Source organism: Hyalangium versicolor, assembly GCF_020103695.1.
Classification (GTDB): Bacteria; Myxococcota; Myxococcia; order Myxococcales; family Myxococcaceae; genus Hyalangium; species Hyalangium versicolor.
This window is the reverse complement of record NZ_JAHXBF010000017.1, coordinates 1-15,678: the sequence shown is the minus strand read 5'-3', so window position 1 is coordinate 15,678 and position 15,678 is coordinate 1. Positions and strand designations below refer to the sequence as shown.

Annotated in this window: 13 protein-coding genes; 6 read left to right on the top strand and 7 right to left on the bottom strand. The window is 65.5% G+C overall.

Annotation, left to right across the window (positions count from 1 at the left end):
* Positions 1–40: 40 nt before the first annotated feature.
* On the bottom strand, positions 41–2,062 hold the full coding sequence (locus tag KY501_RS31770) for a LamG domain-containing protein (RefSeq protein WP_224367396.1): 2,022 nt from the start codon (positions 2,060–2,062) through the stop codon (positions 41–43).
* 240 nt (positions 2,063–2,302) lie between these two features.
* The gene (locus KY501_RS31765; RefSeq protein ID WP_224367395.1) at positions 2,303–2,857 is read right to left on the bottom strand and encodes a DUF1993 domain-containing protein; all 555 of its coding nucleotides are present in this window, start codon (positions 2,855–2,857) and stop codon (positions 2,303–2,305) included.
* A 220-nt stretch (positions 2,858–3,077) separates the two neighbouring features.
* Here KY501_RS31765 and KY501_RS31760 point away from each other — a divergent pair, with 220 nt between their 5' ends.
* Positions 3,078–3,305 (top strand): hypothetical protein, encoded by a 228-nt coding sequence (locus KY501_RS31760; protein ID WP_224367394.1) that lies wholly within the window; start codon positions 3,078–3,080, stop codon positions 3,303–3,305.
* Between the two features lie 78 nt (positions 3,306–3,383).
* Entirely contained in the window at positions 3,384–4,112 is a 729-nt protein-coding gene (locus KY501_RS31755; RefSeq protein WP_224367393.1) for an alpha/beta hydrolase, read from the top strand.
* A gap of 164 nt (positions 4,113–4,276) precedes the next feature.
* Here the strand turns inward: KY501_RS31755 and KY501_RS31750 are convergent, their stop codons facing one another.
* Positions 4,277–6,031 (bottom strand): RCC1 domain-containing protein, encoded by a 1,755-nt coding sequence (locus KY501_RS31750; RefSeq protein ID WP_224367392.1) that lies wholly within the window; start codon positions 6,029–6,031, stop codon positions 4,277–4,279.
* A gap of 224 nt (positions 6,032–6,255) precedes the next feature.
* Between KY501_RS31750 and KY501_RS31745 the strand changes: the two genes are divergently transcribed.
* Both KY501_RS31745 and KY501_RS31740 read left to right on the top strand, forming a co-directional pair.
* On the top strand, positions 6,256–9,036 hold the full coding sequence (locus tag KY501_RS31745; protein WP_224367391.1) for an eCIS core domain-containing protein: 2,781 nt from the start codon (positions 6,256–6,258) through the stop codon (positions 9,034–9,036).
* 8 nt (positions 9,037–9,044) lie between these two features.
* Positions 9,045–9,392: a hypothetical protein gene (locus KY501_RS31740; protein WP_224367390.1), complete on the top strand. Its 348-nt coding sequence runs from the start codon at positions 9,045–9,047 to the stop codon at positions 9,390–9,392.
* Here the strand turns inward: KY501_RS31740 and KY501_RS31735 are convergent.
* The 4 genes from KY501_RS31735 to KY501_RS31720 form a co-directional block, all read right to left on the bottom strand.
* Positions 9,389–10,624 carry a hypothetical protein gene (locus tag KY501_RS31735; RefSeq protein WP_224367389.1) on the bottom strand — a complete coding sequence of 412 codons (1,236 nt, stop codon included), beginning with the start codon at positions 10,622–10,624 and terminating at the stop codon, positions 9,389–9,391. The genes KY501_RS31740 and KY501_RS31735 overlap by 4 nt on opposite strands.
* Positions 10,625–10,883: 259 nt before the next feature.
* Positions 10,884–11,654, bottom strand: a complete 771-nt coding sequence (locus tag KY501_RS31730; RefSeq protein ID WP_224367388.1) for an SDR family oxidoreductase — start codon at positions 11,652–11,654, stop codon at positions 10,884–10,886.
* A 29-nt stretch (positions 11,655–11,683) separates the two neighbouring features.
* The gene (locus KY501_RS31725; RefSeq protein ID WP_224367387.1) at positions 11,684–12,658 is read right to left on the bottom strand and encodes a zinc-binding alcohol dehydrogenase family protein; all 975 of its coding nucleotides are present in this window, start codon (positions 12,656–12,658) and stop codon (positions 11,684–11,686) included.
* 27 nt (positions 12,659–12,685) lie between these two features.
* Positions 12,686–13,531 (bottom strand): alpha/beta fold hydrolase, encoded by an 846-nt coding sequence (locus KY501_RS31720; protein ID WP_224367386.1) that lies wholly within the window; start codon positions 13,529–13,531, stop codon positions 12,686–12,688.
* Positions 13,532–13,804: 273 nt separating this feature from the next.
* On the opposite strand from KY501_RS31720, the gene KY501_RS31715 reads away from it, so the two are divergent.
* Both KY501_RS31715 and KY501_RS31710 read left to right on the top strand, forming a co-directional pair.
* Positions 13,805–14,425: a CGNR zinc finger domain-containing protein gene (locus KY501_RS31715; RefSeq protein WP_224367385.1), complete on the top strand. Its 621-nt coding sequence runs from the start codon at positions 13,805–13,807 to the stop codon at positions 14,423–14,425.
* 296 nt (positions 14,426–14,721) lie between these two features.
* Positions 14,722–15,561 carry a hypothetical protein gene (locus KY501_RS31710; protein WP_224367384.1) on the top strand — a complete coding sequence of 280 codons (840 nt, stop codon included), beginning with the start codon at positions 14,722–14,724 and terminating at the stop codon, positions 15,559–15,561.
* The last annotated feature ends 117 nt before the right edge of the window (positions 15,562–15,678 follow it).

The window sequence follows — 15,678 nt, the reverse complement described above, 5'->3', positions numbered from 1 at the left end:
CTCACCTTCGGGCCTCCGCAGACCCTGACTTGAATCAAGTCTACGGACAGCCGGCGGGGCGTTCGCTTTCCAACATGGCGAGCCTCACGACGAGCAGGGCGCACTTGACGCCGACGATGGCCCACGCCGCCGGCACGAACAGTGCGAGGAGCTCGAGGGTCACCTCCAAGACCATCCACGCGAAGTCCCACCAGGAGATGCTGTCGAGCACCGCATCGACGAAGGCCGTCATCCCGCCGCCGTTGTTGATGGCTCCGACCAGCCCGAGGATGGAGTTCGTGCTGATGTTCGCTTCGACCACCTGGGTCACCGCCTCCCAGATGGCCTGCTTGCCGAGAAGCTTGCGGATCGCCTTGACGCCCACGCCCATGCTCACTGGGATGCCCATGATGTCCAGCAGGCCGAACAGCCCGGTGGCCACGAAGTCGATCATCCAGTTCGTGCAGGGGTCGGAGACCACCTCGGCGGTGCTCTGCCGGAGGATGGCCCGTGGCCCCTCCTTGTCGTAGTAGAAGGTGATCCACTCCTCCCCCTGCCGCTCGGTGCGCACCAGGCCAGTGAGGTCCGGGTTGCCAGCACGCCCGCGGGCGAACTGCTCCTTCAGCTTCGCCACCAGGGCTGCCCCCTGAGCCTGGACGCGTGGATCCGTGGCACCCTTGGCCAACTGGTCCTGCAAGTCCTTGAGCAGCGCCTCCTCCTTCTGAGGGGTCCACAGCGCGGGGTTCGGCTTCGGCGGGTGCTGGGGGCGCAGCCCGTGGAGGGGCTGCTCGGGCTTCGGCGTCACCATGAGCATTTGCAGGCTCGGCGCGACGCTGGAGGCCGCCCAGAGTTTGTCATTCACAGAGGCGTTGCCCTGCAGTGTGAGCGTCGCGCCCGAGACCACGTCAATGGGGTGTTCCTGGGTGAAGTCGTAGAAGCCCACCGGGTTGACGTTCGTGATGGGGAACCACGGCTTCATCTGCACGTTGATATCCTGCGCGGTGAGGAGGGTGTTCCACAGCGCCACGCTCTGGATGACACCCGTGAAGGCATGGCCGCCCCCAGATGTGTTGCCAATGAAGACGCTGGAGGCATGCACGCTCGAGGTGGTGCCCGTGCCATGATGGCTGCTGTGCTGGCCATCCAAATAGAGATTGCCGCTCGTGCCGCTGTTCCACGTCACGGCGAGGTTGTGCCAGCCGCTGAGTGTCGATGTCGTACTGATGTTCGTGGAACCGAGCGTGACCTGGAGTGTCCACTGGCTGTTCGAGGTGGGGGCGACGCTGAGGGCAATCTGCGAGCCGCTGCTCCCCACACAGCAGAGCGTCTGGCTCTTGCCCTCCTGGCCCCTCGAGCTGGTCGGGAACCAGAACCAGCCCTGGAGAGACCCTGTCGTGAAGGACGTCCCCTGGGGCAGGTTCGCGGAGGCCGAGCCAGTCCCGTTCATGACGAGCCCTGGCGTGGTGACGCTGGGTGAGACGGAGGAGTTGGAGGGCACCGGCGTGGGCGCGCCGAGGATGACCGCGGGGATCTGCCCCCAATCCCAGGTGCTCTGCACCGGCGTCAGCGCCGTGCCTGTGGTGCCGAAACGCGTGTAGATCATCTCCGTATCTGACAAGGCGGTGGACGTCAGCCACAGGCGGCGGACAGCGACCGGGTGTTGTGAGTTGCCGACGATGAGGTTGGCGCTGGGGTTGCCTCCTGAGGGGGCGACGGGCACATCCACGGAGTCGGCTGGATCGCCGTTCACGAAGAGCTGAAGCTTGCCCGCGCCGCTCGCGCCCGGCGGGGTGTACACAGCCCCCAACTGGACAAACCTGTAGCCCGAGAGCGACAGCGAGGACGTCAGTCGGTAGTTCCCCAGGGCGACGCCTGGTGAGGTCCCCGTGAAGAACAAGGAGAAGTTGTTGCCCTGATTGACCAGGGTGAAGGTGTCACTCGCTGGGGGCACCTGGAACCAACCCGTGATGGTGAAGGAGCTGCTCCCATCAAGAGCAGGGGTGGGGGGGCCGAGGTTCATCATCTCGCCGGCGGACATCGAAAGGACACCCGCGAAGCTCGCGGGAAGCTGCGTCTGAGCCATGGAAGCCTGATTCCTGCCAAGGCGGGAGTGCCCTGGCCGTCCCGCTCATGTGCAACCCGAGGGCCAGGCGTGGCCGCGCTCCAGTTCCGAGCGTCGAGGGCGCGAGGCCCGGCCGGGGTGAGGCGGCGAGCGCCGCTTCCACGCGTGGAAGTCCGCCGTTCCACGCGTGGAGGAGAGGGAGTCTCGAGAGAAGCTCGGCGCCACGTCGCACGGCCCGCTGAGCGGGTGGCGTCGTTCAGCTCAACTCGCCCCCCAGTTGCCCAAAAAGTCGCCCATGGTGAGTCGCACGCCTTGGTTGCGCAAGATGCTGTAGGCGGCGGTCACGTGATAGAAGAAGTGGGGGATCGCGAATGCGATCAGGAACTGGCGGCCGTTGGAACTCATCGAGCCACGGCGGTGCTCGATCACGATCGCTCGATCGAGGCCGGCTTCGAGGTCGCTTGGCGCGATCTCTCGGAGATACGCGATCGTCGCATCGAGGCGCTGGTGCAGATCCGCAAAGCTCTTTGCATCGTTCGCGGCCGGCACCTGTGACGCACCCAGCAACCGCAAGATCGCCAACCTGGCTCCCTCCGCGGCCCAATGGACTTGAGCAGCGAGCGTGTACATGTGCAGGTCAGCCGGCGCAGCACTCGCAACGCCGCGCCCTTCCGTGGCGAGTTGCGCGTCCAGCAACGCTGTTTCACCGCAGCCACTGGCAGCGGCATGCTCTTCGGCCTTCGTCAATTGCGTTTTCAAGTTGGTCAGTCCGCGGGCGAACAGGCCAGCAGATAGCTCGTAGGCATTCAAAGACATGGCGCACCCTTGATGGTATGTTTGTCTGCTTGCTGGAAAGTTGCCCGTTTCTGCCCTCTGCACAGCTTCATCTTGCGTCTTCCTCATGTCACAGAGCAATGCTGCCGAGATCTCTATGTGCCATGCGTGCGGTGTGGCACATGCCCCGAAGAGCTATTACCACCGCGGATCGGCGAGTGCGTCGGAGACGCCGCAGAGGGCGCCAGCAGATTACGCGTCCATGGGTCCGAATCGCGTCGACCAGACCCACTCGTACGGCAGCCGCTGGGTGAGCGCGGGCGAGCCTACTCAGTCGCCCTGCGCACGCGACGGCTGCGGCAACGTTGAAGGCAACGTCAAGATCTTCATGGACGAGTCCGCAGGGTTGAACGGCGTCAACGAATGCAGCGAGATCAAGTGCGCCAGATGTGGATGGTTCACGCTGTACAGCTGGAGGGATGAGTTCTAGGTTTTGTGCAACAACAACACCTTTTTTACAATGATGGGCCCAGAGGCGCGCGGGAACTCCATGCTGCTGGATCACTCCTTGATCAACCAACGATACTTCTTTCCACGGCGCCAGCAGCCACCGGCTCCCTTCCTCGTGGATTGCGGCGCCGCGAAGCTGGCCTGCTACCGTGCCGAGCGGCACCCTGGGGCCAGGACCCTGCTCCACTTCCACGGCAATGGCGAGGTGGTGGACGACTACGTGCCTGACTTCGTCGAACTGCTGCTCTCGATGGGTGTGAACGTCTTCCTGGCGGAGTACCGCGGGTATGGCGGCTCGACGGGGACTCCGTCCCTCGTCCGGATGCTGGAGGACACCGAGCCTCTCTTCCGCGCCGTGGGCCTCCCGGAGGAGCGCCTCTTCGTCTTCGGTCGCTCGGTGGGTTCTATCTACGCGATCGAACTCGCGGCGCGCCACCCACGGATCGCTGGCCTGATCCTCGAGAGCGGGATCGCCGATCCCCTGGAGCGCATCCTCCTGCGGGCCCAACCGGAGGAACTCGGCACGACGCTCGAGGCGATGACCACCGAGGCTCGGCGGCATCTCGATCACCAGCAGAAGCTCAGCCGCTACCCGGGACAGCTGCTCGTGCTGCACGCCGAGCACGACAGCCTCGTTGATGCATCCCACGCCCGACGCAACCACGCCTGGGCTGCGGGAGCCGACAAGACGCTGCGGCTCCTGCCTCACGGTGATCACAACTCCATTCTTCCCGCCAACCAGCAGGAGTACCTGGGCGCGCTCCGGACATTCCTCGCCAGCCCCTGATGGCGGCCCCTCCCAGGCGGCACGCTCAGACAGCAAGAGCCGAAGCCGTTCCTGTTGTCTTGCTGCGGAAGTGACAGGCGGCGGCGTCGGCCGTCGCAAAAAAGAAAGACGGGCCTGGAACCTCGAGATTCCAGGCCCGTCTGCCGCGAGAAACGCGGAGTGCGTCAGTTGGGCACGTTGAGCTGGCCGGAGTTGTTGGAACCCCAGCACACCACCTCCTTCGAGGTGCTCAGCGCGCAGTTGTGGCGGTTGCCGCTCGACACCTGGGTGAACGTGCCAGAGGGAGTGTTGAGCATCTCCGGGTACGTGTACCAGGGGCCCCAGCACGTCACCTGCCCGTCGCTCAGGATGCCGCAGTGGGTGCTGTACCCGGCGCTGATCTGCGAGTACTGCCACGAGGAATCAGCGGGCTGGCCCATGTCCTGGCCCCAGCACTCGACGGTGCCATCCGTGCGCACCCCGCAGCTGGTGGTGTAGTTGGCGCTGATCTGCACGAAGGTGCCCGAGGGCGGCGAGGCCGGGCCCGAGTTGTCTGCCGACCAGCAGGTGAGGGTGCCGTTGGGCCGCAGTCCGCACGTGTGATAGCCGCCCGAGGCGACTTGCGTGAACTGGCCCGTGGCGGCGGTGCCTTCCATCATCCCCCAGCAGGCGACGGTGCCGGCGGCCGTCACCCCGCATCCATGGGTGGTGCCCGCGCTCAGGGACGTGAACGGGCCCGACAGGAAGCTGGGGGCCTGGCCGTACACATCGTTACCCCAGCACGAGACATCGCCATTGGGCGTCAACCCGCAGGTGAAGTCGAAGCCGGAGCTGATCTGGGTGAAGGGGCCCTGGACGTAGGTGGGCGACTGGTTGAAGTAGTTGTCGCCCCAGCACTGGACGGAGCCATCGGTCCGCAGACCGCAGGTGTGATAGCCGCCCGCGCTGATGGCCTTCCAGGGGTTCTCCGTCGAGCACGAGGAGCCCTGGGAGACCCAGCCCGTCGTCTCGCAGGAGTACGACTGGTCGTCATCGAGGCAGGCCGACTGGCCGCACTGATCGATGGAGACGGTGTTGCCCTGGGAGTCCGTGCCGGTGCAGGAGCAGTGAGGAGGTTCCACATTGCAGTAGGTGCCCTGAGGCTCCCAGCCCGTGTTCGAGCAGGAGTACCACTGGTAGTCGCGGCCGCAGACCTGTCCTCCGCAATAATCGATCGTGACGGTCTGGTTCAGGTAGTTGGTGCCGGTGCAGGAGCAATAGGAAGGCGGAGTACCGCACGAGCCGCCCTCGGCCCTCCAGCCGTTCTGCTGGCAGGAGTACCACTGGTAATCGCCGCCGCAGACCTGCCCTCCGCAAGTATCGATCGTGACGGTCTGGTGCTGGTCATTGGTGCCAACGCAGTGGCATGGGGACGGAGGGGGCTCGCACTCGTCGCGCTCCCAGATGATGAAGTCGCGCAGGCCGACCGCGTCGTTGGCGTTCGGCCGCAGCACGGCGATGGCGAAGGTGCAGTAGGCCGAGTTGCTCGCCAGCGAGGAGAACGACACCTGCTCTCCCGAGGACAGGGTCGCCAACTCGACGCCCCCGTTGTGGTCGCCATCGCACGAGTACCCGCTGCCCGAAGTCTTGCCGGTACAGCCGTAGACGACGGCGCGGCTGCCCGAGTCCCAGGGATCCTGACAGAAGCCATCGCTCCAGCCGGAGTAGCACACCCCTTCGCACTGGGGTGTCGGGCTATATCCGGTGTACCCCCACCCGAGCGGCGGTTGGCTGCCGCAGAGGTGGGTGATGTGGCCCGTGCTGGAGGCATGGCTCACGAAAGGGAAGAGCATCGTGGCCGCGACTGCGGCGGCCAGGGCCAGCGTGGCGGCCAGTGGCGCGCTGTTTCCGGACGCTCGTGGGATGGAAATGGACAAAGACGTGTTGCGCCGCAAGGACATGAACTCTCCTGGTCGGCTCATGGATTCGAGCCTCACGGGAGTGACACGCCGTGCCGCGGACCGTCGCAAAAAAGATCCAGATCCGGTGCCAGAGAGTGGAATTGCGGCGTTACATGCAAGGCGGAGGCTCGTCTAACGGCGTGGATCCTGCAACGGGGTACCAGCCTCGTCAGTCCGGCCCGGGAAGTTGATAGATTCGGGGGGGCGTCCTGGGAGGATCCGGTATGTTCGCAAACGGTCGAAAGCCGCCTCCGTCCGCGGCGCACGCTCCCTCCGTGAAGCCTGCGTCGGAGCGCCCGCAGCAGGCCCCGGTGGCGAGCCCGCCCTGGTTTCAACTGGCCACATCGAACCAGGCCGGAGCGGCGGATTCGCCCGAGGCGACCGCGGAGAGGCGGCGCTACTTCGAGCCGCGCTCGCCGCCTCCACCGCCGCGGATACAGTTCAAGCTCCAGGTCGGTGCTCCCGACGACGTCCTGGAGCGCGAAGCAGATGCCGTGGCGGACACGGTGGTGAACGGGATCCAGCGCAAGTGCTCCGCGTGTGAGCACGAGGACGAGGTGCAGCGGGGCCTCATCCAACGCAAGGCCACCTCAGGCTTCCCCATGGCCAGCCCGGGCCTGCAGAGCCAGTTGAGCAGTACGAAGGGCCAGGGCCATTCCCTCCCGTCGGCTGTCGGCAGCTTCATGGGTTCCGCGCTCGGAACCTCTTTTGAGCAGGTGCGCGTCCACACCGGCGAGAGCGCCGCGCAGATGAACAGCGCCTTGAGCGCGCGTGCGTTCACCCATGGCACCGACATCTACTTCAATCGCGGCGAGTACAACCCGGGCTCTCGCGCGGGGCAGCACCTGCTCGCTCACGAACTGGCGCACGTGGCCCAGCAGCAGGGGGCGGACAACACCCTTCGCCGAGAAGGAGGCGCTCCAGGCAACGTCTCGCTCGTGGAGATCTCCTGCCCCAACAACACGATCACCTTCCACTCCAACCAGGGAGACATCTCCTACCGGCTCAACCAGTGCGACATCGTCGCCGGGGAGTTCGACGCGAATGTCGTGATCGACAAGGCGAAGAGCGAGGTCCGATTCGACATCCAGTCCGACAAGGTGGCCTCCGACGCGTTCAAGTTCGGCTTCGAGATCGGCCCCGGCCAGAAGAACCCCATCGTCCTCTTTGGCAGCCAGAAGACCGTCAAGATCTCCGCGCAGACGGGCGTGACGACGGTGACCGCGGCCACGACGCTCGCGGAGTTCAAGACGATGGTGAAGGAGGCGGGCAAGTTGCGGATGGACGGCAACAAGGCCCACCTCGAGGAATGGAAGACGTTCTTCACCCAGAAGCTGAGCACCGGCCAGCTCCAGGGGCAGGTGATGGCCAACCGGGCCAGTCAGTTGGCCACCCTGGCGGCCAACGAAGGGGGCATGTCGGTGCCCACCTTCGACAAGTGGACCAAGACGGACAATCCCCTGCTCGCGTGGGTGTATGAGCAGCAGATCGAGGGCAGGTACCGCGCCTGCACCGGCTGCCATGCCATGGTGCAGGCCGAAGCTCGTTGGCGCGATCGCCCGTCCTACGTCACGGCGCCTCCCAGCCCTGGCGCGGTGCTCCAGGAGCATGCGGCCCAGGAGTCCGCGAATCCCGCGCCTCGGCCCGTGGGGCTCGGCCAGGAGAACGCCATCGCCGACCTCAACAAATTCACGGGCTACGACAGCGCGCTGCAGGCCATGCAGGCCGTCAAGACCCTGCGGCCCTATCTGGACGAGCTCGGCCCTGCCCGGTACGACGTCCTGCCGCTGGACGTCTTCACCTCGATGAAATCGCCCGCGGAGCTGCTGGCGAAGATCGTCTCAAGCATCCAGAAGCGTCAGGCCAGCTATGACCTCTTCAAGACGAAGATCGAGTCGCCTGACTTCGACTACCTGCTCCTGCGCCCCATCGTTCAGGACCTGCTGCCGCTGGCGACGCCCGAGGTCCAGCAGCAGGTCGCGGACGAGATCGCCACCGCGCAGAAGTGGGAGGTCGTGAAGGCCATCGTCGTGGGGGCCGCCACGATTGGCCTCATCGTCGCCGCCGTCTTCCCGCCCACCTCCGCCCTGGGGATAGCCGGCATCACGGCGCTCGAGGCTTCGCTCGCGACGTACGGCGTCTACAGCGGCATCGAGATGTACCAGCAGGGCTCCCTGCTCGCGCTGGGCAAGGGTGCCAACAACGTCCTCGATCCCGAGCAGCAGAAGTCAGCCGACACGATGATGGCCCTGGGGCTCGTGACGGTGGGCATGTCGGCTCTGTCGCTGGGCGCCTCGGGAGTCAAGGCGATCTCCCTCATCCGAGGCGCCAACAATGGCACCAAGGCCCTGGGGGCGGTGACCTCCATCGAAGCGCGGTTGGAGAACGGCGGCACCGTCAAGATCACCGAGCTGGTGGGAGGCAAGCCCAAGGTCTTCGTGCTGGGGAAGGACGGGGAGCTGCTCGCCGAAGGCGAGCTCACGGACGCCGTGTTGACGGGCAAGCCCGTCAAGATGAGCGATCTGCCCGCCAATGGCATCAAGGGGGCCACGCCGCGGGCCGGAACGGAAGCCAGGCCCGTCTCCTTCCAGGGCCAGGCGCCCACCTGTGGCTCGGTGTCTTGCGAGATGGTTGCCAGCATGGGGGGGCCCGTCAAACCGGAACTCGTCCGGAACATGCTCAAGGAGGCGGGCACGACCGGCGTCACCACCGACCAGATGGTGGCCATGCTCAAGTGGAACAAGGTCGCCTCCGAGGCCAAGGTCGGCTGGAAGGTCGCGGATCTGGCGTCGGCGACAGAGAAGGGCAATCCGGCCATCGCCGTCATCCGCACCACCAATCCCACCCACCCCCTGCACGCGGTGGTCGTGGACGGAGTCACGGTCAGGGGCGGGGTGCGCGTGGTGGCGATCCGCAATCCCTGGGGGATTCAGTATTTCCAGTCCGAGGCGGAGTTTGCCAAGATCTTCACCGGCAACGCGGTCAAGATCCTCCACTGGTACTAGGGAACAGCATGGACAAGCCGGTCTCGGTCGAGGAACTCCTGGGGAAGGCGCAAGCGTGTGACGGGCAACTCGTGACCGTGGAAGGGCAGTTCGTCGCGATGTTCGATGGGTCGGTCCTCTGCGCTCCCCGCTCGGCCCTGGAAGTCACGCCGGATCGGCCGCGGATCACGCTGGAGTGCCCGGAGCTCGTGGACCGGTGCTTCCAGGTGCTCTCGCCCTATGTAGGGGGGCCCTGGTACTACAATGATCCCGCTGTCGTGAGCGGTCGGTTTCTCGCCCAACCCGAGCCCCGCTTGGTGGAGCTCTCCGCCGTCGTCATTCGCCGCCCGGGCACCGAGCACCGGATCCCTCTCTAAGCCGGGGCGGGAGGAGCCGGTTCTACCGGTGCTGCGCTGGCCGCCAACGCGGCCGCGCGCTGGAGCGGCCTTCGATTCGACAGGTGCGACGCAACGGCAATGAGCGGCACCACGGCGGCTCCCAGGAAGGGAACCACCTGCAACAGCGAGAATACCAGCAGCAAGCCAACGCGGACGACGCGCGCCACGAGCCGGTGCTTCCAACGCCCGTGCGCAGCCACCGCGTTGGCGCTGGAGAGGCGCAGCACGCAGAGCCCCGCCACCAGCCCGACGACCGGTACCGCGCCGAGGAGCGCAAGTAGGGGCAGGGTCCGCAGCAGCGTGCGATCCGCCGCCCGGAGGAACTTCTGGATGTCGTCCGGAGCTGGGAAGGCGCTAGTGCCACACCGCGCACAGCACGCCGTAGGTCCGCCCGCTTCGAGGGGTTCGGCGCATGCTCGGCAGCGACAGCGGGCGAGCAGCGCGAAGATGTGGGCCTGCGTGTCCGAGGCCGGTGTGCGCGAGGTTCGGCCAATCACATCCAGCGCACTCGGCTCGCGCAGCGCACCACAGCCTGGACAGCGCAGCGCCGCGCGATGCGTCGACGTGGCACAGGAAGGGCACGCGATGCGCTCCGACTCCTCCCGCGCACGGAGGAGGAAATAGGCGCAGGTGACCAGCCCGGTTATCGGCAGCACGGCGATGGCCGCGGCCGTCGGCGCGAAGGCGCACAGCGTCATCCCACCGACCACGAAGAGCATCTCTCCCGCGCCCAGCACCAGGAGAACGCCCAGCTCCTCCGCGCCAGGGATGGCTTCCAGCCCCTGGCGAATCCGCGTGTGCGCCTGTGCGAACGCGAGCGTCAGTGCGCCCATCGCGCCCAATGTCATGCCTCCAAGGAGGAGCGCCGAGGTGGGACGCTCGGCCGAGGAGGCGAAAGCTCCGAGCCGGTAGCCCGCGAAAACCATCCCAGACGCCGTGGCTGTCGCGACGGCAGCGCGCCAACGCCACGGGCTCAATCGCGGCCACACCGCTTCGACGTGGCCCCACACAAAACGCTGCGCCGACCAGACGGCAAAGAGGGTTCCGATCACCACCGCCGCCAGGAACCTGGAATGGGGTGGGGCCCCCGGGTCACCCGCGCCCGCCTCGAACGCGCCAAGGGCCATGAGCAGAACGGCGGCGGCGGATGCCACCAGGGGACGGCTCCCGAAGTACGGCACGGCGGCCAGGACCGCCAGGTAACTTCCCACCCTCTGTCCTCTCGTTTGGCCGCCGGTCGACAGCGCGGCTCTTACTTTCGAGCGCCGCGGCACCCGGGGTCAAGAAGACGTGGACTCGCAGTGCATGATGGGATGAGTGGGGTAGCGCCTGCCTCGGAGTTGCCCCTATCCCCAGGCAGGTGCGCTCGAGCGCCGAACCTCGTCGTCCTCGGCGGAGGCAGCTGGCGCAAGGCGTCCGAACGGTTGAGTGTCGGCGGGAGGTGGTCACGACCTCCCGTCGTCATGTCCCTCAGGTCGACTTCACCTCGCCGCCGTCCATCCGGAGTGTCGAGCCGGTCATCCAGCGTGCGCCGGGCGACACCAGAAAGGCCATCAGCTCGGCGATTTCCTCCGGCTCACCGTATCGCGCGATGCCCGCTTCCTTCGGGAAGTTCGCCATGGCTTCCTCGACCGTCATGTCGTGCAGTGGCGCCCAGTGCTGCAGATACGAACGCCGCCGGCCAGTCATCACCGGACCCGGCAGCACGCTGTTGACTTGCACGCCATCGGCGATGCCACGATCGGAGAATGCCTTTGCCAACGCAACGATCGCCGCATTGATCGTGCCGACCGCTGCATACGCCGCCTTGGGAATCAGTGCCGAATTGCCCGACATCAACACGACCGAACCCTGGGCTGCCTTGAGAGCGGGCCAGGCGGCGATCGTCAGTCGCCGCGCGCCATGCAGCTTCAGCGCCAGCCCACCTTCCCATTGCTCGTCTGTCATCGCGAACAGGTCGACCTGCGGCACCGCGCCGGCGATATTGAGCAGCGCGTCGATGCGGCCGAAGGCAGCCAGGGTCTGGTCGACCACGGCCTGAGCGGCCGCAGGTTGGCTCAGGTCGGCATCGATGACCAGCACCTCGGCGCCGGCCGCCTTCACCGCTTCCGCTGTTTGTTCGAGATTGGAGCGATTGCGCGCAACCAGCACCAGCGCCGAGAAATCACGCGCGAGGCGGACCGCCGTCGCCTGCCCGATGCCCTGGCTGGCTCCTGTAACGATTGCAACGGATGGGGTCATTGGATGTCTCCTGGGTCAACAGGGATGATTCAGTCGTGGACGATGACCATTTTTCCGCGAGCTTCGTTGGCCTCCATGACGCGGTGCGCTTCACGGATCTCCTCGAAGCGGAACGTCCTGACAGGCTTGACGTCGAGCCGGCCGGCCGCGGCATCCGCCGCGATCTGATGCAGTGGTACGTCCGAGAGTGGGAAGCCCGGCGTGCCAAACACGAAACTGCCGAAGAAGGTCAGGTAGACGCCGCTTGCCATCTGCAACAGCGGATTGAAATCAGGGATCGGAGCGAGGCCACCGAGCCAGCCAGCGAGGCAGGAACGGCCGCCACGGCGAAGCATGGCGAGAGAGTCGAGCACGACGCTGTTGCCCACCAGATCGAGCACGGCGTCGATCCTCTTTGCCTCGGGAACATGCTTCGACAGATCAGGCCGCTCGATCTCGCAACGTTCGGCGCCGATGCCTTCCAGGAGGGCAAAGCGATCGCGGCTGCGGGTCGTTGCGATCACGCGGGCGCCCACGTTGACTGCCATCTTCAATGCGGCCTGGCCGAAGGACGACGTCGCACCGCGGATGACCAGGAGCTGGCCTTTCTGAAGCTCCAGATTGCGAAACAAGCAGGTCCATGCCGTCGCGTAGGTTTCGGGAATCGCCGCGAGTTCGGCCCAAGGCAGGTCCGCTTCGATGAGCGCGACGTTCGAGACCGGCGCTCTTGTATATTCGGCGTAGCTGCCATTGATCGTGCGGCCGAGCCCGCCCATCAGTGCAGCGACCTTCGCGCCCACTGGGAATTCCCCGCCGGGACACGACTTCACGATTCCCACGCATTCAATACCGCTGACGGGTGCGGCCTCGGCCCATTCGCCGCGGCGCATATGCATTTCGGCGTGGTTGATTCCAAAGGCCTTGATCTGGATGACGACATGGCCGGGCCTTGGCTCCGGCTCGGGGATGTCTTTGTAGACCAGGCTGTCCAGCCCACCGAATTTCTCGAGAACGATGGCACGCATGATGAGTCTCCGAGCCGGATTGCCGTGTCAGGCAGAGAGGAAGTCGCGGATCACCGCTGCGATCTCCGCGGCGTGTGTTTCCAGGGCGAAGTGTCCGGTGTCGAAGAAGCGCACGACCGCCTTGGGGATGTCGCGCTTGAAGGCCTCGGCACCCGATGGCAGGAAGAACGGATCGTTTCGTCCCCAGACCGCCAGGAAGCGTGGCTGATGGGTCCGGAAATAGTGCTGGAAGACCGGGTACAGCGCGACGTTGCTCTTGTAATCACCGAACAGGTCGAGCTGCAGGTCATGTGCACCTGGTCGCGTCAGGTAATAGTTGTCGAGCGAATAGCCGTCCGGCGAGACCGCCGTCGTGTCCGGAACGCCGTGCGTGTATTGCCAGGCCGTCGTCTCAGGCTTCAGGAAGTCCCGCAGCGCCTCTCGATTCGTCTCAGATGGATCTTCCCAATACGCTCGGGTGGAGTTCCATCCGTCACTCAGGCCTTCTTCATAGGCATTGCCGTTTTGCGAGATGATCGCCGTGATTCGTTCCGGGTGCTTCACCGCGAGCCGAAAGCCGGTCGGCGCGCCGTAGTCGAAGACATAGAGGGCGTAGCGGTCAAAACCGACGAGCTCGGTGAAGCGGCCGATCGTCTCCGCGATGCGCTCGAAGGTAAGGCCGCGAGGCGGCATGTCGGACTTCCCGAAACCAGGCAGGTCGGGAGCGATGATGTGGAAGCGATCCGCCAGCAGCGGGATCAGATCGCGGAACATGTGGCTGGCACTCGGGAAGCCATGAAGCAGCAGCAGCTTCGGCGCGCCCGGTGTCCCCGCCTGCCGGTAGAAGATGTGAGTTCCGTCCACGTTGGCGGTTCGATAGGAAACGGTTGTCATGATGCTTTTTCCTTTCTGTTCATAACTACGCGAATGCGATGGATCCGGTTATCCCGAGAGAGGCGCATCCTCTAGTCCGTCATGGGCCAGCACATCCTTCGGGGACATCTCCGCGCTCCGTCTACTTAGGTTTGGTGGCCGTAACCTCTAAACCGGATGCATACTGGTTACTCTCGTGAGGGTAACTTGTCAAGCGGGCTTGGGGAGGTTATCCATGACCACCATCTCCGGATGGGGGCGCCGAGGAGAGCGGTGCCGGAACAAGGACTCGTGATGAATCAACGCCCTCCCGCGATTTTTGTCGGCGATGTGCTGGGGCTGGACTTCCTGAATTCGATCGCCACGCCGGTGGACACTCCAGTCGACTGGATCGATGACGGCGAAGGTCTGCTGAACTGGCTGGAACAGGCACGGCTCGTGCCGGCAGATGCGCTGCGGAACATGCGCGCGCAGGCGCTTCCGGGTGAACTCGACAAAGTTGCCGCTCAGGCCAGGAGCCTGCGCGAATGGTTCAGGGGCTTCGTGCAGAAACACAGGGGCCAGCCGCTGGCGACGGAGGCCCTGGAAGACCTGGAGCCGCTGAACCGCCTGCTGGAGCGCGACGAGGCTTTCAGTCGGATCGTGCGAAACAACGAGGCGCATCCGCCCCTGTCACTTCAGCTCATGCGGCGATGGCGTACGCCGGAAGCACTGCTTCTGCCCATCGGCGAATCATTGGCGCAACTCGTGTGTGGAGAAGATTTCTCGCGCGTCAAGGCCTGTGAGGGGCCAGCCTGTACACTGCTTTTCGCCGACCATACGCGCGGTCACGCAAGACGCTGGTGCAGCATGGCGCTTTGTGGAAACCGAGCGAAACAGGCGGCTCACCGGCATCGGCTCAAGACTCAGCAGTAGCGGGCATGCTGGGAATATATTCCCCAAGAGCGCATTCAACGGGGAGCTGCCTCGGTGAAGCATCGTCATCCCTCTCAAGGTCCTGTATCCTCAAGACGGGCAAGAGGGTCGGTCTCCCGGTGGAAGTGACCCTGCCAGTGCCCAAGTTCCCCTTGCCGCCTTTCGCGCCACCCGTGGGCGGCGCGAAAGAGGGCGAGGCGCGAAAGTAACGTTCCTGGGAGGGCTGCCGCACGGCACGCACCATGTCTCACAAATCATCATCTTCCAATGAACGATGGGAGTCCTTGAGGCGCTCCGTGTTGAGCCCGCAGCGCCCTCGCCTCGAGGAGGCCCGCCGCGCCATCGAGGGAATCTCCGACACCTCACGCGCCTGGGAGCGCCTTGTCGAGCGAGGCGTCGTTCCCAAGGCATGGCTCGGCGACCCGAGGAGGAAGTTCGAGCTCTTCCGCGAGCGGGGCTGCCCCGTCTGCCGCGGAGATGGACGCGGCAGCTGGGTCCCCGGCGAGGATCTCGGCCCCGCGGACTGCGGACGCTGTGATGGCACGGGGATCGAGCCGTTCTGGTCCGAGCCATCCCGTACTCCACCCGATCTCGAGGCGTGTGTGATGTTCGCCAGCGACCCGGAGGGAGTGGCCGCCGCCGAGTCTCTGGCCCGCGAGTACAACGTAAGCCTGCGTGTCTGGGGCGTCTCCGAAGTCCCCTCCGTCACCTGGCGCGTCGGCGGCCCTCCACTCGCCGGGGGCGACCCACTGCCCTGGGGGCTCCGGCAGTTTCTGGCCCAATCCGCCCGCCAGGATCCGCGACTTCGGGAAGAAGCCAGGCGCGTCCGTCACCTGGTTCAGGGAGAGGAGTTCGCCATGCCCGGCCCATACCGGGAGGCCGCCGAGCAAGCCGAAGAGGCCACGATCTTCGAGGCACTCCTCCTCCAGAACGCCCGCGTCGAGGGCCCTCCCAACATGGACGAGTACGATCGCAAGCACGTCTACCCGCCGTCGGTCCTCGGCAAGCGGCTAGCGGAGCTGCCCAATCCCTACGAGCCGCTCCTGCGGATCTGGTCTCTCGGGTACCTGCTCGGGAGTACGCTGCCCGAGGGCATCCTCCTCCACGCCCCCAGGCTGGGAGGCTCCTCCCCCTAGTGGAGTGTCCGACAAGTCATTCGACATAGTCGTGGGGAATGAATAGCTCTGGTGGATGAGGAGACGACCGCCGCACCTGATCCATCTGGTCCCCGAAGAAGCAGCGTACTTGGAGAG